Origin of the sequence: Alloalcanivorax mobilis (genome assembly GCF_002864685.1) — a bacterium.
Taxonomy (GTDB): Bacteria; Pseudomonadota; Gammaproteobacteria; order Pseudomonadales; family Alcanivoracaceae; genus Alloalcanivorax; species Alloalcanivorax mobilis.
In genome coordinates, this window is the sequence record NZ_NMQZ01000010.1 from 131,020 (window position 1) to 150,825 (window position 19,806).

Annotated in this window: 20 protein-coding genes and 1 tRNA gene; 6 read left to right on the forward strand and 15 right to left on the reverse strand. The window is 63.5% G+C overall.

Translation table 11 applies throughout. From position 1 onward, the window contains the following. Positions 1 to 50: 50 nt before the first annotated feature. Positions 51 to 127: transfer RNA gene (locus tag CGS25_RS07955), tRNA-Val, on the reverse strand. 94 nt (positions 128 to 221) lie between these two features. Then, the gene (locus CGS25_RS07960) at positions 222 to 935 is read right to left on the reverse strand and encodes a GntR family transcriptional regulator (RefSeq protein ID WP_232802318.1); all 714 of its coding nucleotides are present in this window, start codon (positions 933 to 935) and stop codon (positions 222 to 224) included. 211 nt (positions 936 to 1,146) lie between these two features. Here CGS25_RS07960 and CGS25_RS07965 point away from each other — a divergent pair, with 211 nt between their 5' ends. From CGS25_RS07965 to CGS25_RS07980, 4 genes are all read left to right on the forward strand, one after another. Continuing rightward, entirely contained in the window at positions 1,147 to 1,701 is a 555-nt protein-coding gene (locus tag CGS25_RS07965) for a hypothetical protein (RefSeq protein ID WP_089032685.1), read from the forward strand. A gap of 128 nt (positions 1,702 to 1,829) precedes the next feature. Next, a complete protein-coding gene (locus CGS25_RS07970; protein WP_101675151.1) occupies positions 1,830 to 3,296 on the forward strand; it encodes a cytochrome ubiquinol oxidase subunit I in 1,467 nt (488 codons plus the stop codon). Continuing rightward, complete coding sequence (cydB, locus tag CGS25_RS07975) at positions 3,296 to 4,306, forward strand: cytochrome d ubiquinol oxidase subunit II (RefSeq protein WP_089032687.1); 1,011 nt, start codon at positions 3,296 to 3,298, stop codon at positions 4,304 to 4,306. The genes CGS25_RS07970 and cydB overlap by 1 nt, the downstream gene beginning before the upstream one ends. Next, positions 4,306 to 4,449: a DUF2474 family protein gene (locus CGS25_RS07980; protein ID WP_089032688.1), complete on the forward strand. Its 144-nt coding sequence runs from the start codon at positions 4,306 to 4,308 to the stop codon at positions 4,447 to 4,449. The genes cydB and CGS25_RS07980 overlap by 1 nt, the downstream gene beginning before the upstream one ends. A gap of 371 nt (positions 4,450 to 4,820) precedes the next feature. Here CGS25_RS07980 and purC read toward each other — a convergent pair whose 3' ends face one another. The 4 genes from purC to dapA all read right to left on the reverse strand — a co-directional run bounded on the left by purC (position 4,821) and on the right by dapA (position 7,928). Beyond that, positions 4,821 to 5,537: a phosphoribosylaminoimidazolesuccinocarboxamide synthase gene (gene purC, locus CGS25_RS07985; protein ID WP_089032689.1), complete on the reverse strand. Its 717-nt coding sequence runs from the start codon at positions 5,535 to 5,537 to the stop codon at positions 4,821 to 4,823. 70 nt (positions 5,538 to 5,607) lie between these two features. Then, the gene (locus tag CGS25_RS07990; RefSeq protein WP_089032690.1) at positions 5,608 to 6,381 is read right to left on the reverse strand and encodes an MBL fold metallo-hydrolase; all 774 of its coding nucleotides are present in this window, start codon (positions 6,379 to 6,381) and stop codon (positions 5,608 to 5,610) included. Positions 6,382 to 6,402: 21 nt separating this feature from the next. Continuing rightward, positions 6,403 to 7,047, reverse strand: a complete 645-nt coding sequence (gene bamC / locus CGS25_RS07995; RefSeq protein WP_101675152.1) for an outer membrane protein assembly factor BamC — start codon at positions 7,045 to 7,047, stop codon at positions 6,403 to 6,405. Continuing rightward, a complete protein-coding gene (dapA, locus tag CGS25_RS08000; RefSeq protein WP_101675153.1) occupies positions 7,047 to 7,928 on the reverse strand; it encodes a 4-hydroxy-tetrahydrodipicolinate synthase in 882 nt (293 codons plus the stop codon). The genes bamC and dapA overlap by 1 nt, the downstream gene beginning before the upstream one ends. A 160-nt stretch (positions 7,929 to 8,088) precedes the next feature. Here dapA and bcp point away from each other — a divergent pair, with 160 nt between their 5' ends. Further along, positions 8,089 to 8,559 carry a thioredoxin-dependent thiol peroxidase gene (bcp, locus tag CGS25_RS08005; RefSeq protein WP_089032693.1) on the forward strand — a complete coding sequence of 157 codons (471 nt, stop codon included), beginning with the start codon at positions 8,089 to 8,091 and terminating at the stop codon, positions 8,557 to 8,559. Positions 8,560 to 8,615: 56 nt separating this feature from the next. Here bcp and CGS25_RS08010 read toward each other — a convergent pair whose 3' ends face one another. After that, positions 8,616 to 9,698, reverse strand: coding sequence for an AI-2E family transporter (locus CGS25_RS08010; RefSeq protein ID WP_101675154.1), 1,083 nt, complete (start codon positions 9,696 to 9,698; stop codon positions 8,616 to 8,618). Between the two features lie 8 nt (positions 9,699 to 9,706). Next, positions 9,707 to 9,961 carry a sulfurtransferase TusA family protein gene (locus CGS25_RS08015; protein ID WP_089032695.1) on the reverse strand — a complete coding sequence of 85 codons (255 nt, stop codon included), beginning with the start codon at positions 9,959 to 9,961 and terminating at the stop codon, positions 9,707 to 9,709. Between the two features lie 103 nt (positions 9,962 to 10,064). On the opposite strand from CGS25_RS08015, the gene CGS25_RS08020 reads away from it, so the two are divergent. Continuing rightward, positions 10,065 to 11,504 carry a M48 family metalloprotease gene (locus CGS25_RS08020; protein WP_232802319.1) on the forward strand — a complete coding sequence of 480 codons (1,440 nt, stop codon included), beginning with the start codon at positions 10,065 to 10,067 and terminating at the stop codon, positions 11,502 to 11,504. A gap of 37 nt (positions 11,505 to 11,541) precedes the next feature. Here CGS25_RS08020 and nadA read toward each other — a convergent pair whose 3' ends face one another. From nadA to CGS25_RS08055, 7 genes are all read right to left on the reverse strand, one after another. Next, positions 11,542 to 12,591, reverse strand: coding sequence for a quinolinate synthase NadA (gene nadA / locus CGS25_RS08025; protein ID WP_089032696.1), 1,050 nt, complete (start codon positions 12,589 to 12,591; stop codon positions 11,542 to 11,544). A 198-nt stretch (positions 12,592 to 12,789) separates the two neighbouring features. Then, complete coding sequence (locus CGS25_RS08030) at positions 12,790 to 14,019, reverse strand: SAM-dependent methyltransferase (protein WP_101675155.1); 1,230 nt, start codon at positions 14,017 to 14,019, stop codon at positions 12,790 to 12,792. Further along, a complete protein-coding gene (locus CGS25_RS08035) occupies positions 14,016 to 14,786 on the reverse strand; it encodes a DUF1365 domain-containing protein (protein WP_089032698.1) in 771 nt (256 codons plus the stop codon). The genes CGS25_RS08030 and CGS25_RS08035 overlap by 4 nt, the downstream gene beginning before the upstream one ends. Then, positions 14,783 to 16,030, reverse strand: a complete 1,248-nt coding sequence (locus CGS25_RS08040) for an NAD(P)/FAD-dependent oxidoreductase (RefSeq protein ID WP_101675156.1) — start codon at positions 16,028 to 16,030, stop codon at positions 14,783 to 14,785. Before CGS25_RS08040 ends, CGS25_RS08035 begins: the two co-directional genes overlap by 4 nt. Beyond that, complete coding sequence (locus CGS25_RS08045) at positions 16,027 to 17,469, reverse strand: cryptochrome/photolyase family protein (RefSeq protein ID WP_101675157.1); 1,443 nt, start codon at positions 17,467 to 17,469, stop codon at positions 16,027 to 16,029. Before CGS25_RS08045 ends, CGS25_RS08040 begins: the two co-directional genes overlap by 4 nt. Then, positions 17,447 to 18,340 (reverse strand): MerR family transcriptional regulator, encoded by an 894-nt coding sequence (locus CGS25_RS08050; RefSeq protein ID WP_101675158.1) that lies wholly within the window; start codon positions 18,338 to 18,340, stop codon positions 17,447 to 17,449. Before CGS25_RS08050 ends, CGS25_RS08045 begins: the two co-directional genes overlap by 23 nt. Beyond that, positions 18,337 to 19,305: a YbgA family protein gene (locus tag CGS25_RS08055; RefSeq protein WP_198588723.1), complete on the reverse strand. Its 969-nt coding sequence runs from the start codon at positions 19,303 to 19,305 to the stop codon at positions 18,337 to 18,339. The genes CGS25_RS08050 and CGS25_RS08055 overlap by 4 nt, the downstream gene beginning before the upstream one ends. Positions 19,306 to 19,806: the final 501 nt, after the last annotated feature.

The following is a 19,806-nucleotide window of genomic DNA, read 5'->3' on the forward strand; positions in this document are numbered from 1 at the left end:
GCCCGTAAACCCGGACCGGGCGCTGGCTGGTCTGAAAGATGGAGCGAAACTGGTAGGCACGAGTGGATTCGAACCACCGACCCCCACCATGTCAAGGTGGTGCTCTAACCAACTGAGCTACGTGCCTGCAGAGGGGCGTGATTTTAGGGAGCAACGGCGACGCTGGCAAGCCCCACCGGGCAATTTTTCCTGCTAATCCGCCGGGTTAGAGCACCGATGGCTCATTTTCGGCGCCCGCCCCAGGCGGCCTCGATCTGGCGAGCCCGGGTGATCGACTCCTGCACCAGCGCGGACTGATGCTCGGCGAACTCGCGGATAATCTCCAGCGCCGAGCGCACGTCACGGCGAAAAATGGTCTCCACCAGGGCCTTGAAGAACGACAGGCATTCTTTCATTTCATCGCCGTCCAGGTGCAGGGCCATGAACCAGGTGCGCTGCAGCGCCGGCTGCAGATCGGCGAGCACGTCCTGCACGAAACCGTTGCCGGCGAACAGGTAGGCGTGGGACAAAAACCGGAAGCTGAGCTGGAAAAAGCGCTCCAGGTCGCGCTCGGCGCTGGCCAGTTGCAGTTCGTGGATCAGCTCGATAAAGGGGTCCAGGTCGTCTTCACGGACACTCTTGATGGCCTTGCGAATGACCAGCCCGAGCAGCACCTGAACCAGCTCATAGAGGCCGCGCACCTGGGCCTCGGACATCTCTTTCACCACCGCGCCCCGGCGCGGCAGAATGTCGATCAGGTGACGGCGCTGCAGGATCAGCAGCGCCTCACGCACCGAGCCCCGGCTGACGTCCAGTTCGCCGGCCACGCGCATCTCCTGGATGCGGTCACCGGCCAGCAACTCGCCACGGATGATCTGCCCGGCCAGATGGCCGGCGATTTGCTCGGAAAGGCTTTCTCGGGCTTGAAAGGTCACGGCGTCAACATTGTTTAACATAGAAGCTATATTGTCGGACTATAAAACAACCGACACTGATCACCAATGGCTTCGTCGGTTCACGGCAAAGCATTTTGTTCCCGGGCCGGTGACAACAGCACCGCGCTCTGGTTAATTGGTACTCAGGAACCGGCTCAACCGTGCCGATCACGGCCAACCGGGTAGACAACAACACTCACCGACTCACACGGCCTGGCCGCTGGGGCACACGATGACAAGGTTGATCACCGAACTGGCGCAGCTTGACGCCCTGTTCGATCGCCACGCGGAACGTTTCGGACGGGACCAGACCCCGTACCGCAACCATGTGTATCGCGTTATCAACCTGGTGGCGGCGCAGAGGGCGCCGGCCGGTGAGTTGCCCGATGAGGAGCTGGGCAAACTGGAGCTGGCCGGGTTCTTCCACGACGCCGGCATCTGGCTGGCCTGTACCTTCGATTACCTGGGGCCGTCCGCCCGCCTCGCCTGCCACTATCTTCAAGAGCAGGGCCTGCAGAGCTGGAGCGACGAAATCCACGCGATGATCGTGCATCACCACAAAATCACCCCCAGCGAGCATGAGCCGGCCAGTCTGGTGGAGGCGTTCCGCCGCGCCGACTGGATTGATCTGTCGCTGGGGCTGGTGCGCTTCGGCGTGCCCCGCGAGCGCATTCGCGAAATCAATCGGCGCTTCCCCAATGCCGGTTTCCACCAGTTGCTGCTGACCCTGAGCGCGCGCCAGTTGCTCACCCAGCCGTGGCGACCATTGCCGATGATAAGACTGTAGGCCACGCCCTCGCCTGCGACCTTTTGTCCAACTTTACCGATGCCGCCGGCTTGTTAGTATAAAGGCGATCCCCGGCATCGCGGCACGCTCTCCGCCGGGCCTGGCCAAACCGGTGAGGAGGAGTTCGCATGGCCGATACCCTGGCGCTTGATCTGGCCCGCATCCAATTCGGCTTCACCATCTCGTTCCACATCATCTTTCCCGCCATCACCATCGGGCTGGCCAGCTACCTGGCGGTGCTGGAGGGCCTGTGGCTGTACTCCAAAAACACCGTCTACCGGGATCTCTACCACTTTTGGTCAAAGATCTTCGCGGTCAATTTCGGCATGGGCGTGGTGTCCGGGCTGGTCATGGCCTATCAATTTGGCACCAACTGGAGTTTTTTCTCCGAGTTCGCCGGCAGCGTCACCGGTCCGCTGCTGGCCTATGAAGTGCTCACCGCTTTTTTTCTGGAAGCCGGCTTTCTGGGTGTGATGCTGTTCGGGTGGAACAAGGTCGGCCCCGGGCTGCATTTCTTCTCCACCGTCACGGTGGCCATCGGCACCCTGATCTCGACCTTCTGGATCCTCGCCTCCAATAGCTGGATGCAAACCCCTCAGGGCTACGAAATCGTCAATAATCAGGTGATCCCGGTGGACTGGCTGGCGGTGATCTTCAACCCCTCTTTCCCCTACCGGCTGCTGCATATGAGCGTCGCTGCCTTTCTTGCCACCGCCCTGTTCGTGGGCGCGTCGGCGGCCTGGCATTTGCTGCGCGGGCGCGACAACCCGGCGCTGCGCACCATGTTCTCCATGGCCATGTGGATGATGGTGGTGGTGGCACCGGTTCAGGCGGTGATCGGCGATTTCCATGGCCTGAACACCCTGGAACACCAGCCCGCCAAGCTGGCCGCCATTGAGGGCCATTGGGGCGCGCCGGACGACGTGGCCGGCCAGACCTCCGCCGAGGGCCTGCCCCTGATTCTGTTCGGCTGGCCGGACATGCAGCGCGAGACCACCCGTTTCGCCCTGGAGGTGCCGCGCCTGGGCAGCCTGATCCTGACCCACAGCTGGGACGGCACCATCCCCGGCCTGAAAAGCTTTGCCAAGGACGAACGCCCCAACGCCACCATCGTGTTCTGGTCGTTTCGGATCATGGTCGGGCTGGGTCTGTTGATGATTCTGTTGGGTGCGCTCAGCCTCTGGCACCGCTGGCGCGGGCGGCTGTATCAATCGTCCTGGTTCCTGCGCTTCGCGCTGGCGATGGGGCCGGCCGGGCTGATCGCGATCCTGGCCGGCTGGTACACCACCGAAATCGGCCGGCAGCCGTGGGTGGTGTACGGAGTAATGCGCACCGAGGACGCGGTGTCGCCACACGGCAGCGGCACTCTGGCGCTCTCGCTGGCGCTGTTCGTGGTCATTTACCTGTTCGTGTTCGGCGCCGGCTTCGCCTACATGATGCGCCTGGTGCGCAAGGGCCCCCGACCCCAGGAAGGCACCGGCTCCGCCACCGGCGGGCCGGGCCAGCAACGCCACGCCATGCGGCCGTTGTCCGCCGTGGAAGAAGGCCTGGACGATGACGAGGACGGCGACAGCGGCAACCGGAGGAGCGAATAATGGGCATCGATCTGGCTTTGATCTGGGCGATCATTATCGGCTTCGGCGTCATGATGTACGTGATCATGGATGGCTTCGACCTGGGCATCGGCATCCTCTATCCGTTCATTCCCGATAAAGAGCACCGCGACGTGGCCATGAACACCGTGGCGCCGGTCTGGGACGGCAACGAAACCTGGCTGGTGCTGGGCGGCGCCGGCCTGCTGGCGGCCTTTCCCCTGGTCTATTCAGTGGTGTTGACGGCGCTCTACCTGCCGCTGATTTTCATGCTGCTGGGCTTGATTTTCCGGGGCATCGCCTTCGAATTCCGCTTCAAGGCCCGCGACCATGAACGCCATGTCTGGGACAAAGCCTTTATTGGCGGCTCCTTCACCGCCACCTTTTTCCAGGGCGTGGTGCTGGGCGCCTACATCAGCGGCTTGCCGGTGGAAAACGGCGCTTACACCGGTGGTCCATTGGATTGGATCGCGCCTTTCCCGCTGTTTACCGGCATCAGTCTGGTGTTCGCCTACGCCCTGCTGGGCAGCACCTGGCTGATTATGAAAAGCGAAGGCGAGCTGCAGTTGCGCATGTTTCATCTGACCCGGCCGCTGTCGGCGATCCTGCTGGTCGCGATCGTGGTGATCAGCATCTGGACGCCGCTGCGCGATCCGGCCATCGCCGCGCGCTGGTTCAGTTTCCCCAATCTGATCTGGTTCGCGCCGGTGCCACTGCTGGTGACGCTGGCCATGGTGATTCTCTGGCGGGCTCTGACACGGGGCCAGCCGGTGGCGCCGTTTCTGTGCACGCTGGCGCTGATGTTTCTGGGTTACGCCGGGCTGGCGATCAGCGGCTGGCCGAACATCCTGCCGCCGGACATTTCCCTGTGGCAGGCGGCCGCGCCCCCGCAAAGCATGGGCTTCGCTCTGGTCGGCGCGCTGCTGATCATTCCCTTCATTCTTATGTACACCGCCTTCGCTTATTACGTGTTCCGGGGCAAGGTGCGTCCCGGCGATCAGGGCTATCACTGATGGCCGGCGGTGAGCAACGGCCGTCCCGGTGGCGCCGGCTGGGCTGGCTGGTGCTGATCTGGAGCGCCAGTGTGCTGGCCCTGGCCGTGGCCGCGCTGCTGATGCGGCTGCTGATGAGCCTGCTCGGCCTGCAATCGGCCTGAATCGGGTGACGCTTTTGGTCGCCTTGAATCCGTTCATGAGTTACTCACAGATTCTGTGGATAACTCTGTGGGTATTCTGTCAGGAACCGCGCTCAGCCCCCAGGATAATGCGCGTGAGCCCTAAATGACGAAAAAGTATCCATTTAATGAAAAACCTTTTTAATCAATAAGTTAGAAATTAACTTCGGGTAAAATCAAGCGCTTAGGAGGGGGAGTTCATGCGAAACCGGACACGAGTGGTCCGCTGTGCAAAACAGGCGCCCCGGAACAGGGCATTTTGCCGGTTCCTGCCTTGCGAAAAAAGCAAACAGGGCTGAAAACGACACCGCCCGCGGGCGCGGGCGGTGATGTGCCTGGCGGTAGGCGCCAGATCAGTATTCGAAGCTCATGCCCAGCCGGTGGCCGACCTCTTCGTAGGCTTCGACCACGTTGCCCAGGCCCTGGCGGAAGCGGTCTTTGTCCATCTTCTCGCGGGTGTTGCGATCCCACAGGCGGCAACCGTCCGGTGAGAACTCATCGCCAAGAATCACTTCGCCTTTATAGACACCGAACTCCAGCTTGTAATCCACCAGCAGCATGTCGCCATCCAGGAACAGCTTCTTGAGCACCTCATTGACCTTGAAAGTGAGCGCTTTCATGGTTTCGATCTGCTCCGGCTCGGCCCAGCCGAAACTGCGCACATGGTACTCGTTGATCATCGGGTCGCCGAGGGCGTCGTCCTTGAGAAACATCTCGAAGGTCGGCGGGTTCAGTTGCTTGCCCTCTTCCACCCCCAGACGGCGCACGATGGAGCCGGCGGCGATGTTGCGCACCACGCATTCCACCGGGATCATGGTCAAGCGCTTGACCAGCGACTCGGTGGCCGACAAGCGCTTCTCAAAGTGGGTCGGAATGCCCTCTTTCCGCAGCGCTTCCATGATCGCGGCGTTGAACTGATTGTTCACCGCCCCTTTGCGATCCAGAGCCTCTTTCTTCTTGCCATCGAACGCTGAGGTGTCGTTGCGGAACACGATCACCAGCTTGTCGGGGTCATCGGTGGTGAATACGGACTTGGCCTTGCCGGCGTAGAGTTCGTCGCGCTTTTCCATGGGGTACCTGTCTTGGATAACTGGTGTGTATCGGTAATGCCCGTGCCCGGGACCACCCCGGGGCACCGTCTCAGAGAATGTCCAACCAATCGAAACCCTGTTGCTGGCTGGCGACCCGAATGCGCTCGCGGCCGTGTTCCACCGCCCGGTGAATCTGGGTCAGGGCGTGCTGCGGCGTATTATTCTGCTCGCTCAGGTGCGAAAGCACGAGATGCTGCAGACGATCAACATTGCAGTGCCCCAGCAGCGTCGCCGCCTGCTGGTTGCTCAAATGCCCCAGGTGCCCGCCCACCCGACGCTTCAATGAGCTCGGATAAGGCCCGGCGGCGAGCATCTGCGGATCATGGTTGCATTCCAACACCAGGGCGTCGCACTCCTGGTATGCCTCCACCACGTGGGCGGTCAGCGACCCCAGATCCGTGAGCACGCCCAGCTCGCGGCCGCGCCAGCCAAAACGATACTGGCAAGGTTCGCGGGCGTCGTGGGGCACGGTCACCGGCGTCACGGTGATGCCGCCCACCGCGAATTCCCGCCCTGGCCGCACCTCTTGCCAAGCACCGCCGTGAAAGCCGGCCGGCCGGTCGGCCACCGCCCGGGCGGTGCCGAAAGTGCTGTACAGCGGCACTTTATGGCGCCGGGCCAAAGCGCCGGCGCCACGCACATGATCACCATGCTCATGGGTAATCAGCACCGCGGCGAGGTCGCCGGCGGCGATGCCCAGCCGCGCCAGACGGGCCTCGGTGTCGCGCAGGGAGAAACCGCAATCGACCAGAATCAGAGTGTCGCCGGCCCGGATAACGGTGCCGTTACCCTTGCTGCCGCTGCCCAGTGACGCCAGTTGCAATGCTTTCTCCCGGTGTCGCGTTCAGGGCCGTGGGTCGGGTTGCCCGGGCTTATTGAGCTGGCCGTAAATGCTTTCCAGAATCGCCAGCCCCGAGTCTTTGTTGGCCAGCGCCGAGCCCTCGCCATTCAACACCGCCACCTGAATGCCATTGGTGGTGTGGCTGAGCTTGAGCTGTGCCTGGGGCGGCGTCAGCCGGTAGCGCTCGGGGGTGGTCAGGTAGAACACGCCCTGATCACGGTTGCGGTCGGTGACGCGCAGATCGGTCTGCGTGACCGACTGGGTGACCCGCTCCCAGGCCCAGTCATAGCTGACCGGCATCATGATGATCGGGTAACCGCTGCCATCCTTCGCCAGCACCGGCGTGCCGGTGCGGTCCGCCGGCGGCGCCGGCTGATCAGTCTGCCGCCGGTCCGGGTCGTCGGTGGCCACCGCCACCAATTGTGGCGGCTTGGGCGCGTCGAAACCGTCCTCGCCCTTCTGCTCGCCGATCAGGCGCTGGTCCACGTCCGGCACCGCGTACAGTTGCTGTTCGCCGAGAAACACCATGCCATCGGGCACCGTGATCGGCTCCAGCACCGGGGCATCCCGATAATTCAGGCTGTGGTCGGGCAACAGACCGCACGCCGCCAATGAGGCGGCGGCTACTACAACAAAACAACGTCGCATTATCCCTCCAGGAGTCCGCAGCGGCGCAGCGTATCACGCAAACGCGGCTGAGCGGCCTCCGAAAGCGGTACCAGCGGCAAACGGATGCCGCTGTCGATGAGGCCCATCTCGTAGAGGGCCCACTTCGCCGGAATCGGGCTCGGCTCGATAAACAGATCACGGTGAAGGGGATCGAGTTCCGCATTTAATGCACGGGCGGTCTCCACGTCGCCGGACAAGGCGGCGGTGCACATGGCCGCCATCTTCGCTGGCGCCACGTTGGCGGTCACCGAAATGTCGCCATCGCCGCCAGCCAGCATCAGCTCCAGGGCGGTGGCGTCATCGCCGGAATAGAGCAGAAAATCATTGCCGCAACGCTCACGGATCTCGCGGGCGCGCTCAAGATTGCCGGTGGCCTCCTTGATGCCGACGATGTTCGGCACCTTGGCGAGCCGCTCAACGGTCTCGGGCAGCAGGTCGCAGGCGGTGCGACCAGGCACGTTGTAGAGAATCTGCGGAATGTCCACCGCCCGGGCCACCGCCAGAAAATGCTGGTAGAGGCCCTCCTGGGGCGGCTTGTTGTAATACGGCGTGACCAGCAGGCAGGCGTCGGCGCCGTCGCGTTTGGCATCGCGGGTCAGGCGGATCGCCTCCTCGGTGCTGTTGGCGCCGGTGCCGGCGATCACCGGAATGCGTCCGTCGGCGATCGCCACCACTTCCCGGATCACGCTGTCGTGTTCTTCAAAGCCGAGGGTGGCGGACTCACCGGTGGTGCCCACCGCCACGATACCGTGGGTGCCCTGCTCCACATGCCAGTTGACCAGCTTGCGAAGATGCTCCCAATCCACGGAACCGTCATCCCGCATCGGCGTTACAATGGCCACAATGCTACCGCGAATCATGCCGTTTTCTCTCTTGATGCAAAGGGCGTTATGGTAAACCTCGCCCCCGAGCCGGACAAGGATAAGCCACGCCCTTCACGTGCTTTCCGTGCCCGTGACCGCCCGGAAAGGGTTGATACCCCCGCCCAACCACATTTCACAACGCTGCAAGGACCCGTTAATGAGCTACCGAGTTGAAGAAGGCCAGCCGGCCCCCGATTTCACCGCCGCCACCACCGGCGGCGGGAACGTCAGCCTGTCGGCGCTGGCCGGCAAAAAAGTGGTGCTGTATTTCTATCCCAAGGACAGCACCCCGGGCTGCACCACCGAGGGCCAGAATTTCCGCGACCTGTACCCGCGATTTCAAGAGGCCGGCTGCGAAATTCTGGGGGTATCCCGGGATTCGCTCAAACGCCATGAGAACTTCAAGGCCAAACAGGGGTTTCCCTTCGAGCTGATCAGTGACGAGGACGAAACCGTGTGCCGGCTGTTCGACGTGATCCACCTGAAAAAGCTGTACGGAAAAGAATACGAGGGCATCGAGCGCAGCACCTTTCTGATCGATCAGAAAGGGGTGGTACGCCACTGCTGGCGCAAGGTCAAGGTCAAGGGCCACGCCGATCAGGTGCTGGACGCAGCGCGCGCGCTTTGAATCAGCTCAGGTCCGGCCAGGCAGGTCCGGCCAGGTCACATTAACGCCGCCACGGTCTAATCCCCGGCGGCGTCCTCAAGCCAGGGATCGTTGGCGCGCGGCCAGGCATTGAGCACCGCCTTGAGCAGGGTGGCCAGCGGGATCGCGAAAAACACGCCCCACAGCCCCCAGATGCCGCCAAAAAACAGGATCGCGGTGATGATCGCCACCGGGTGCAGATTGACCGCCTCGGAGAACAGCAACGGCACCAGAATATTGCCATCCAGAAACTGGATCACGCCGTACACCACCATCACCAGCGCCAGATCACCGCCCCAGCCGAATTGCACATAGGCCACCGCCGCCACCGGCAGCGTCACCAGCGTGGCGCCGATATAAGGCACCACCACCGAAAGCCCCACCAGCACCGCCAGCAGCGCGGTGTAATTCACGTCCAGCAACAGAAAAGCAATGTAGGTCACCGTCCCGACGATCAGGATCTCCAGGGCCTTGCCGCGCACGTAGTTGGCGATCTGCCCGTCCATCTCTTTCCAGACGTGCCCCAGCACCCGCCGCCGCGCCGGCAGAAAGCCCATCACCCAGGCGATGATCTGCTCTCGATCCTTGAGCAGGAAAAACACCAGCAGCGGCACCAGCACCAGGAACACCAGGATCTGCACCAGGTTGGGAATCGACGACAGCGACAGCGTCAGCACCGCCTGGCCGAACTGGGCCAGCTCCCGCTGGGCGGTGCCCACCAGGGTGTCCACCTGCTCCATGGAGATGATTTCCGGGTAGCGCGCCGGCAGCCCGCGCAGCCAGGTCTCGGTGTTATGAAACACATGCGGCAACTGATCGCGCACCAGCAGCGCGGTCTGTCGCCAGACCATCGGCAGCAAAACCACCAGGGTCACCACCAACGCGCTCAAGAACAACGCGAATACCACCCCCACCGACAGCGCCGCTGGCACCCGCCGGCGATTCAAGGCGGTCACCAGCCCCTGCATCAGATAAGCCAGCACGATCGACGCCAGCAGTGGCGCCAGCATATTGCCGAACAGCAACACCACCGCGAACCCGGCCAGCAGCAGGAACAGCAGATACACCGCTTCTTCATCGGCAAACAGCGATTGAAACCAGCTACGAAGCACGTTCAGCATTGAATCCCTTACTCCTCACCGCGACGAATCAGAAACACAAACAGGCCGTCCTCTTCGCTGCGCCGAACCAGCTCGTGGGAGGACTGTCCAAGGTAATTGGGAATATCCCGGGCGGACCCGGCATCGCTGGCCAGCACCCGCAACACATCGCCCGGCCGCAGCCCACGCAGAGCCTGCCGGGTCTTAAGCAAGGGCAGAGGGCATTGCAGGCCACGGGCGTCCAGATGCTGGGCAATGGGTGGCTGTTCCCGGTTACTATGCATATCGTGATCCGTCAAAAACCTGCCGCCGATCTTTCCACAGCGGCGCGGCGGAGGAAAGGTTATCAACGGTCTTCTTGTAAGGATTCAGGCAAAGGAGCTTACCGTGTTCGCAGTGTTACGCGTCGCACTACTGGGTAGCGTGATATTACTGGCCGCCACGCCGCTGTATGCCCAGCAGAGCGATCTGCCTGACCTGGGGGACCCATCCATGGCGGTGATGTCCGCCGACCAGGAGCACCGGCTGGGGCGCTCCTGGCTGCGCTCTCTGCGCGGCCAGGCGCCCATCATGGAAGACCCGGTGGTGCAGGAATACGCCGAGAGCCTGGTATACCGGCTGGCCTCGTTCAGCGAACTCAACGAACCGGACCTGGCCATCGTCGTGATCAACACGCCGGACATCAACGCCTTCGCGGTGCCCGGGGGCGTGATCGGCCTCAACGCCGGTCTGTTTCTCAACGCCGCCAGCGACGACGAGGTGGCCAGCGTGATCGCCCACGAAATCGCCCACGTCAGCCAGCGCCACTTTTCCCGCCGCTATATCCAGTCACAGAAAATGAACATCGGTGTTCTTGCCGCGATGCTGGCCAGCATCGCGGTGGCCATCGCCGGTGATGGCCAGGCCGGCATGGCCGGCATGGCCGCCACCCAGGCCGGCGCGCTGCAGGCGCAACTGGCGTATTCGCGCAGCAACGAACGGGAGGCCGACCGTGTTGGCATGCAGACCCTGTCCGCCGCCGGGCTGGACCCGGAAGCCATGCCCCGCTTCTTCGAGCGCATGCTTGAACAGCAGCGCTACGCCGGCGATCCGCCGGAGTTTCTGCTCACTCACCCGGTCACCGAAGACCGTGTCGCCGACACCCGGGCGCGGGCGCGCAATCTGCCGCACCCCAACACCCACCCCTCGGAGCAGTTCCTGCTGGTGCGGGCGCGGGTGCAATCGCGTTATTTCGACTCCATCGAGCGCTCGCGCAGTTACTTTAACCGTCAAATCGACAGCGGCAACAACGCCCAGCGGCAAGCGGCCCGGTACGGCCTGGCGCTGACCGACCTGCGCGAACGCGACTACGACGGCGCTCTGCAACGCATGGCGGCGTTGAACAAGGAGTATCCGGATGAACTCTGGTACGACCTGGGGCTGATGGAGATCAACCTGGCCAAAGGCGATTACCCGGCGGTGATCGACAGCGGCCGCAAAGTGCTGCGCATCAATCCCCGCGACTACGGCGCTTCGGTGCTGCTCAGCCGCGCCTACCTGCTGAACAAAAAACCCGCGCAGGCGTTGCCGCTGCTCGAGCCTCTGTTGTTGCGGCGCCCCGGCGATCCGCAACTGTGGTCCCTGGCCGCCGACGCCTGGGGCAACAGTGGCGATCAGGCCCGCGCCCATCGCGGCCGCGCCGAGGTGCAGTTTCTTCATGGTCAGGATCGGGCGGCGTTCCAGCAGATGCGCTACGCGCTCAAAGAAGCCAGTGGCCAGTTCGCCTTGCACAGCCAACTGAGCGCCCGGGAAGAGGAAATGAAAAAGCTTTCCAAAGAGGAATTCTGAGCAGGGGCCAGGGGCTGGACCGCCCCCTGCCCTGCCTCTAGCGTTTCAGGCTGGCGCCGAACTCCAGCATCCGATCCAGCGGCTTCATCGCCTTGGCGGCCAGCGCCGGGTCGACAAAGATTTCCTGGCCGCAGCCCTGATCGTCCTGCAGCACCGCCAGGGTGTTCTCGAGACCGTTCATGGCCATCCACGGGCAATGGGCGCAACTGCGGCAGGCGGCACCGCTGCCCGCGGTGGGCGCCTCGACGAAGGTCTTGCCCGGCGCCATTTGCTGCATCTTGTAGAAAATGCCCTTGTCGGTCGCCACGATGAAGGTGCTGTTGTCCATGCGCTGAGCGGCGCTGATCAACTGCGAGGTAGAGCCGACTACATCGGCCATCGCCACCACCGGCGCCGGCGATTCCGGGTGCACCAGGATGGCGGCGTCCGGATAAGCCGCTTTCAATGACTCCAGGCCCTGGGCCTTGAACTCTTCGTGAACAATGCAGGCGCCGTCCCAGCACAACACGTCGGCGCCGGTGCGATCACGCACATAGCCGCCGAGGTGGCGATCCGGCGCCCACAGGATCTTTTCGCCACGCTGGTCCAGATACTCAATCAGTTCCACCGCGATCGACGAGGTCACCACCCAGTCGGCCCGCGCCTTCACCGCCGCCGAGGTGTTGGCGTACACCACCACGGTGCGATCCGGGTGCTGATCGCAAAAGGCGGCGAACTGGTCCTCCGGGCAACCGATATCCAGCGAGCAGGTGGCCTCCAGGGTGGGCATGAACACGCGCTTTTCCGGGCTCAGGATCTTGGCGGTCTCGCCCATGAAACGCACGCCGGCCACGATCAGCGTGCTGGCCGGGTGATCCCGGCCAAAGCGGGCCATTTCCAGCGAATCGGCCACGCAGCCGCCGCTTTCCTCGGCCAACGCCTGGATCTCGGGGTCCGTGTAATAGTGGGCCACCATCACCGCGTCCCGTGCCTGTAACCGTTCTTTAATGCGCTGGCGGTACAGTGAACGCTGTTCGCTGGTAAGCGAATCCTGTTCGTCGGTGCCCGCCAGGTGGGCGCGCACGATCTCTTGAGCTTGTGCTGTCATACGGGGTCACCGTCCCGGTAATATCCGGCTTTTCAGAGGCTTATATTACCACAAGGCGCCCTCTGGATAATGCCCCGGCGGCCTTTGGCCGGGCGCGGTTCGCAAGGGGTCTTCAGAGGGTCCTCAGGGAATAAGCGGCGCAATCATAGCACATCACCCGCCACCCCAGGGTGGGGAAAGCGACGCCGGCGGGGTCACTCACGCCTGGCGATAATCCGGCCCGGCGGCCATCAAATGCACGGTGCTGATGGCACGCTCCATGAAGGCGCCCTGGCAGTAGCAAAGATAGTAATCCCACATCCGGCAAAAGCGCTCGTCGAACCCCAGCTCACGCACCCTGGGCAGCGCCTGCAGGAAGCGCTCGCGCCAATGCTCCACGGTGCGTGCGTAATGCTCACCGATGTCGTTGAGCGCCAGCGGCACCAGCCGGGTATGGCGGCGCAGGCCCGCGCACATCACCGACACCGAAGGCAGGAAGCCACCGGGAAAAATGTAACGTTTGATGAAGTCCACATTGTTCCGGGCGTAGTCATAGCGCTGATCGGGCACGGTGATCGCCTGCAACAACAACAGGCCATCGGGTTTCAAGCGCTCATTCAGCACCTTGAAATAACTGTTCAGATATTGATGCCCCACCGCCTCGATCATTTCCACGGAAACGATGCGGTCATACTGCCCTTGCAGTTCCCGGTAGTCGCGCTCCAACACCTCGATGCGATCCTCCAGGCCCGCATCGCGAACCTGTTCGCGGGCATAGCGGGCCTGTTGCCTGGAGATGGTGGTGGTGGTCACACGCACGCCGTAGTGGCGCGCCGCGTGCAATGCCAGCCCACCCCAGCCGGTACCGATCTCCAGCAGGTGCTGGCCGTGACGCAGCTGCAAGCGCTGGCAGATCAGATCCAGCTTATGCACCGCGGCCGTGTTCAAGTCACCGCCGGGGGCCGGATAGATGGCGGCGGAATACATCATGGTCGGGTCCAGGAACAAGCCGAAAAACTCATTGCCAAGATCGTAATGAGCGGCAATGTTGCGACGCGAGCCGGACACGCTGTTGCGGTTCATCGCGTGCAGCATTTTCAGCAGTGGCTTGGCGATCATCGCCGGGCCACGTTCCATCGCCTGCATGGTCTCCACGTTGGCGGCGAAATAGCGAATCACCGCGACCAGATCCGGGCTGTCCCAGGCACCGGCCATATAAGCCTCGCCCGCGCCCAGTGAGCCTCCGGTCATCATCGCGGTGTAACTGCTCCAGGCGTTGATGCGGATTTGTGCGTCGCCCTCGCCAATCACCACCTTTTCACCATTGGGCTCATGCAGGGTAACGCCCCCACGCGGCAATCGGCGCAGGTGATTGATCACCGCGCGGCGGGCCAGGTTTTCCAACCAGCCCGGGCTGCTGCTCGACAGGGCTTTGTCACCGTACATCATGGTCTTCTCTCTTCGTCACGCTGCTTTCCCCGACCCGGGTGGGCGTGCAGCTTCGCCCCTTTGCGCCACAGCTTCCATGCCTGCCAGTAGATGCCCGCCACGGTTTTCAGACTTTGCGCGCCGAAGTGGCGGATCACCGCCGCCATCGCGGATCGCTCGGCACGGACCATGGTCATCTCCAGGCCGGCGGCAAAAACGGTCTGTTCACCGTCCTTGTCCTGTAACGTTAGCCGCAGCTCGGGAAATACGGCGTGAAGAGTCCAGTGATAGCGCAAAGCCATCGGCAAAAACGGAGAAACATGAAAATTTTTGTCGTGATCCGCGCGTAACGTCTCGCCGTCTTCCCTCAGTTCAAAGACGTAGAAGTGACGCTCGCGCCAAGGGGTATTGCGCACTTCGGCGATCACGGAGGCGGGTCGGTCGGCGCCTTCGGGATAATAAAAATAGAGCACCAGCGGGTTGAACAAAAAACCAAAAGTGCGCCACTGACCGAGCATGAAAACATCGCCGTGACGCCAGTCCAGGCCGTGACGGGCGGCCAGCTCCCTTACTTTGGTGCCCAGCGCATCATCGCTGGTATCAACAAAGTCACGGTCACGAAACACCACTGGCCGCCAGCGGCGTCCCCACAGGCGGTGCCGCGCCAGCAGTTTCTCCGGCGCATCCACATCGCACCAGACCAGCCACAGCGGCACCTGAAAACGATGCTCCGGTCGCCACCGCCGATGCCAGACCCGGCCGCGGGCCAGGGCGAATCGCTCAGTCATTGCGCGGCTCCCAAGGCGCGCGCCACTTCCAGCGCGGACGTGACGCCGTCCTCATGGAAACCATTGCCACACCAGGCGCCGCAGAACCAGGTACGGCGCTGGCCATTGCCCGCCAGCAGACGGGTTCTAGCCGCCAGCCCATCGGTGGTGAACAGGGGGTGTTCGAAGCGCACGCGGTGAATGACGGTCTCCGGGCGAATCTGGTCGCCGCCGTTGAGGGTCACGCAGAACGTTTCCGGCGCGTCGATGCCCTGCAGAATATTCATGTTATAGGTCACCTGCACCGGCGCCTGATCGTCTTCGCCAAGCAGCGCATTCCAGCTCGACCAGACCCGGCGCCGACGTGGCAACAGCCGGGTGTCGGTGTGCAGCACCACGTCATTGCTTTGATAATCCAAAGGCCGCAAACAATCCTGTTCACGGGTGTCCGCGTCTTTGATCAACGCCCTGGCCTGGTCGCTGTGGCAGGCCAGAATCACCTGATCGAACCGCCGCGCTTCACCGTTCACCGTTACCGTCACACCGTTGTCGTCACGGTGGATCGCGGTCACCGGCGCGCCCCGGTGCAGCCGCGCACGCAGGCCGCGCTCCAGGGCCTCCACGTAACGGCGCGATCCGCCAGGCACCACGTACCATTGCGGCCGGTCACGCAGGGCCAGCAAACCGTGATTGATAAAAAAACGCACAAAAAAGCGGGCGGGAAAACGTTCCATCTGAGCCAGCGAACACGACCAGATGGCGCCGCCCATGGGCAAAATATAGTGGCGGCGGAAACCCTCGCCGTAACCCTGGGCGCGCAAATACTCACCGAGGGGCGTTTCCCCGGCGGGCGTATCCAGCAATGCCGGAGCCTCGCGATTAAAGCGCAGAATATCCGCCAGCAACCGCCAATGGCGACCACTCGCCAACCGGCGCTTCTGGGCAAAGAAGCCCGCCAGGCCATCGCCGCAGTATTCCACTCCAGTGCGTTCATCGCTGACCGCGAACCCCATTTCCGTGGCCTGTGCACCGATGCCCAACTCGCCAAGCAGCTTAATGAAATTCGGGTAGGTGCGGTCGTTGAACACGATAAATCCCATGTCCACCGCGTAGTCGCCGTGTTCACGCTTCACCGGGTGGGTATAAGTATGACCGCCGGCCTGGGTGTGCGCTTCGAACACCTCGACCTGGTGGCCAGGCCCAAGATACCAGGCCGCCGTCAGCCCGCTGATGCCCGCCCCCACCACCGCGATGCGCTGGCTCATTGGTTGCTCCCTTGCTGTTGTTGCCAGGCATCGCGTGCCTGGCGAAAGGCACTTTCCACCTGCTGTTTGACGCCCTGGTGGGCGACGATGGGCGGGGGGTAACCGTGGCTCATCAGCGGCTGTTTCCAGGGTTCATGGATGGTTTTGTTGTCCAGCTCCGCCAGCTCGGGGACGTAGCGGGCGATAAAACGGCCCTCGGCATCGAAACGCTGACTCTGCCGCATCGGGCTGAATACGCGAAAATACGGCGCCGCGTCGGTGCCAGTGGAAGCACTCCATTGCCAACCGCCGTTGTTGGCGGCGAAATCGCCGTCCACCAGATGCCGCATGAAAAAGCGCTCGCCGCGCCGCCAGTCGATAAACAGGTGCTTGCTGAGAAACATGGCGCTGAGCATGCGCAGCCGGTTGTGCATCCAGCCGGTCTGCACCAGTTGCCGCATGGCGGCGTCCACCAGCGGGTAGCCGGTGCGCCCCTGGCACCAGGCGGCGAAGTGCTCTTCGTTGTCGCTCCAGCGCAGCAGACCGGTTTCCGGGCGAAACGGCGCGCCCTTCGCCAACCGTGGAAAGCGGTGCAGAATCTGCCGGTAAAAATCCCGCCAGGCCAGCTCACCGATCCAACAGGCGGCGCCATCGCGGGCACCGGCGTCGGCCATCGCCAGACGCGCCGCCCGGTAAGCGTCCAACGGCGCCAGGGTGCCAGCGGACAGCGCCACCGAAAGACCACTGGTGCCGGGCTGATCCGGAAAATCCCGGCGGCGCCGGTAGTCCGCCAGATCCTGCTCGACAAAACGCTGGAGTTGCTTGGCGGCGTCTTTCTCGCCGGCCGGCCATAACGCCACCAGGCGCTCGTCCACCGATAATTCATTGAGCGCTCGTTCGACCACACCACGGCCCACGAAACGGGCGGCTCCGGGCCGTTTACGCGGTGCCGGCACCGGCTGCGGATCGGCGTCGTCCATCCACGCATCCCAGCGTTTCTTGAACGCGGTGAACACCGTATAGGGTGTGCCTTTACCGGTATTGAGCGCTCTTGGCGGCACCAGCATCTGATCATCGAACCCATGAACCGGCACCCCGCGCGCTTGCAGGCGTTCCGCCACCGCCCGGTCCCGATTCAGTTCGTTGAGCGGGTAGTCCCGATTGCAAAACACCTCGGTCACGCCGTGCTCGTCCACGAACCCCGCCAGTTGGTCCACCGAACGCTGGAAGTCGCCCGCATTGATCACATGCAGATCCACACCCAGGCGCTGCAACGATTCGCCCAGCTCCAGCAGGCTGTTGAGCACGTAGGCACGGCGCACCGGCGCCACGTCGTGGTGGTCCCACTGCTGGGGGCACAGCATATAAAGCGCGCTCACCGGCTCGTTACCGGCCAGTGCCTGGGTCAGCGGGCGGTGGCCATGACAGCGCAGATCATTACGAAACCAGACCAGTCTCACTGGCGTCTCCTTGGTCGATATCCGGTGATCCGGTGGCGGCGTCCAGCGCCCCGGCCACCTGCTCGCGGGTGCCCGGCACCCGATTCAGCCAGTTCGGCGTCCTCAGCCCCTCGGTCAGCGCCGGCCCGGCGCACAAAAGCGGGCGCGACGTCGGCACCCGTGGCGGCCACAGCCGGGCCGTCTGGCGGCGCCCGGGTTGTTCGCCCAGCACCCACAGCACGCCCACCACCCGGGGGGACGCCATCAGCGATGCCAGGGCCGGCCAGGCCGGCGCGTCTTCCAGGCACCACATCGGTCGCGGCGCGCCGGTCAGTGCCTGCATCAACATCGGCAGTGGGTCACCGACCGCCACCATCAGCCAGCCCTGTTGACGACGCCGGGGCGCCCGCGACAACACCGGCCCGGCCAACCGCTGGCGCAGCACCGACTGCAACAGAACGCCGGCGCCGGCGCGCGCGCCGCCAGCGTGCAGAGCCTGCATCAGCGGGTCGCAGAACGACGTGAACACCCGCGCCATGCCGTATTCCGCGCTCAATCTCTGAAACAGTTGCTCGAGCCGGCGGCTGTTCAGCGCATCCAGTGCCTCCAGCGCCTCATCCAATGCTCGCTGCCAATGCGCCTCGATACGCACCTCGCCGCCGCCCTGATCGAGCACCGCACCCACCTGACTGATCGGCAGGCCGCGATCCAGCCAGCCCAGAATGCGTTCGATGCGCGCCACATCCTGTTCGCTGTAACGCCGATGCCCCTGACCGGTGCGCGCCGGCCGGATCAGCCCGTAACGGCGCTCCCAGGCGCGCAGCGTGACCGGATTGACGCCACAGCGCTCACTGACACTCTGGATGCTGATGCCGCTGTGCTCGGCACTCACAGGCGGTTCCTCAGCCCAAGCGCGTCCGGGTACGGCGCCATATACCGCTGTTGCGCCAGATACGGCTGCGCCACCTTGCTCTGCGCGCCACGCAGCAGTGTCATCGGCACCACCAACGGCACGTCGCCGCGCTGATAGGCTTCGATTTGCTGATGAATCAGGGCCCGGTCCGCGTCCTCCAGCCCCTGGCGCAGAAAACCGGCCAGATGCAGCATGGCGTTGATGTGATCCCCCTTGTCTGCCCGGCAGGCCATTGCCGCCATGAATTCAGCGATGTAATCGTCGGCGATGTCCTCAAGCGGGCGCGCCTTGAGATCGGCCAGCATCGGTCCAAGGCGACGGTAACGGGCCTGGCAATGCGCCAGCAGCTGGAATTTGTGTCGGCTGTGAAATTCAATCAGCCCGCGAGCGCTGAGCCCCTGCTCACGCAGCCGGCACCAGTCGTCGTAGACGAACACCCGCTCGACGAAGTTCTCCCGCAAGGCGTCATCGTTGAGCCTCCCTTCCTCCTCCACCGGCAATAACGGATAGCGTGCCATCAGCGCGCCAGCGAACAGGCCGCTGGCATCACGTCGGGACACCGTGCCCTGCTCGCTGTACACCCTCACCCGTTCCATCCCACAACTGGGCGACTTGGCCATCAGCACAAAACCACGCAGCCCCTCCAGCGTTGGCAGAACCCGCTCAATAAACGCTGCCATCGGCGCGCTGAAGTCCTGATCGCCACGACACGCGAGCAGGCGGGGTTGGTCCTCGTCAGAGGCCTCCACCAGACGCATGGCGGCGCGCGGGCTCGCCAACCCGGCCCCCATTTCCGGGCACAGCGGCAGGAACCGGAAATAACGGGCCAGCACCTCGGTGCAATAACGCGAATGTTTGTGACCGCCGTCATGACGCACCTGCTGGCCCGTCAGACAGGCGCTGATGCCAACGGGGATGCGGCGGTTCGGGGTGTCGTCCTTCACCGTGGGGCCCTCCTGGGGTGTACAAAGCGAAAGTGTTGTACAAGTTTCGGGCCACGACAATGAAGACTTCGTGAACCCGCCGGCCCCGATTCGGCGGAGCACGGCCGGAGCGGATATTTAAAGGTGTTTTACACACAGGAAGCCGGGAACGTGCGACAGTGGATTCACGTCGTTGGCCACGGACGGTCACCGCCTCCCCCAGGGCGTTATACGACGTGCATCCCCAAATCCTTCAGCAATGAAGGACCCCTTTAAGGCCGCCTCCCCCCAGGGGCGGTCTTTTTATTGGTTCATCGCGATTTAGCGGGAAGCTTCTTTTGGCTCGCGGCTGGGCCGCTCCATTGGGGGCGCGGGACGAGGCCGGTGCCTTCCGGGACCGCTCAAGCCATCCATGGCCGCTGTTAGTTTGGCCATCCATGGCCAAACAGCTCCCTCCAGGCACCGCCCTTGTCCCGCTCTCTGAGCAGCGTCACCGCCACGGGTCATCACACCGCCAGGACC

Coding starts and splice junctions, on each gene's coding strand:
- CGS25_RS07960 (WP_232802318.1), bottom strand. CDS start 935: ATGTTAAACAATGTTGACGCCGTGACCTTTCAAGCCCGAGAAAGCCTT.
- CGS25_RS07965 (WP_089032685.1), top strand. CDS start 1,147: ATGACAAGGTTGATCACCGAACTGGCGCAGCTTGACGCCCTGTTCGAT.
- CGS25_RS07970 (WP_101675151.1), top strand. CDS start 1,830: ATGGCCGATACCCTGGCGCTTGATCTGGCCCGCATCCAATTCGGCTTC.
- cydB (WP_089032687.1), top strand. CDS start 3,296: ATGGGCATCGATCTGGCTTTGATCTGGGCGATCATTATCGGCTTCGGC.
- CGS25_RS07980 (WP_089032688.1), top strand. CDS start 4,306: ATGGCCGGCGGTGAGCAACGGCCGTCCCGGTGGCGCCGGCTGGGCTGG.
- purC (WP_089032689.1), bottom strand. CDS start 5,537: ATGGAAAAGCGCGACGAACTCTACGCCGGCAAGGCCAAGTCCGTATTC.
- bamC (WP_101675152.1), bottom strand. CDS start 7,047: ATGCGACGTTGTTTTGTTGTAGTAGCCGCCGCCTCATTGGCGGCGTGC.
- dapA (WP_101675153.1), bottom strand. CDS start 7,928: ATGATTCGCGGTAGCATTGTGGCCATTGTAACGCCGATGCGGGATGAC.
- bcp (WP_089032693.1), top strand. CDS start 8,089: ATGAGCTACCGAGTTGAAGAAGGCCAGCCGGCCCCCGATTTCACCGCC.
- CGS25_RS08010 (WP_101675154.1), bottom strand. CDS start 9,698: ATGCTGAACGTGCTTCGTAGCTGGTTTCAATCGCTGTTTGCCGATGAA.
- CGS25_RS08015 (WP_089032695.1), bottom strand. CDS start 9,961: ATGCATAGTAACCGGGAACAGCCACCCATTGCCCAGCATCTGGACGCC.
- nadA (WP_089032696.1), bottom strand. CDS start 12,591: ATGACAGCACAAGCTCAAGAGATCGTGCGCGCCCACCTGGCGGGCACC.
- CGS25_RS08030 (WP_101675155.1), bottom strand. CDS start 14,019: ATGATGTACGGTGACAAAGCCCTGTCGAGCAGCAGCCCGGGCTGGTTG.
- CGS25_RS08035 (WP_089032698.1), bottom strand. CDS start 14,786: ATGACTGAGCGATTCGCCCTGGCCCGCGGCCGGGTCTGGCATCGGCGG.
- CGS25_RS08040 (WP_101675156.1), bottom strand. CDS start 16,030: ATGAGCCAGCGCATCGCGGTGGTGGGGGCGGGCATCAGCGGGCTGACG.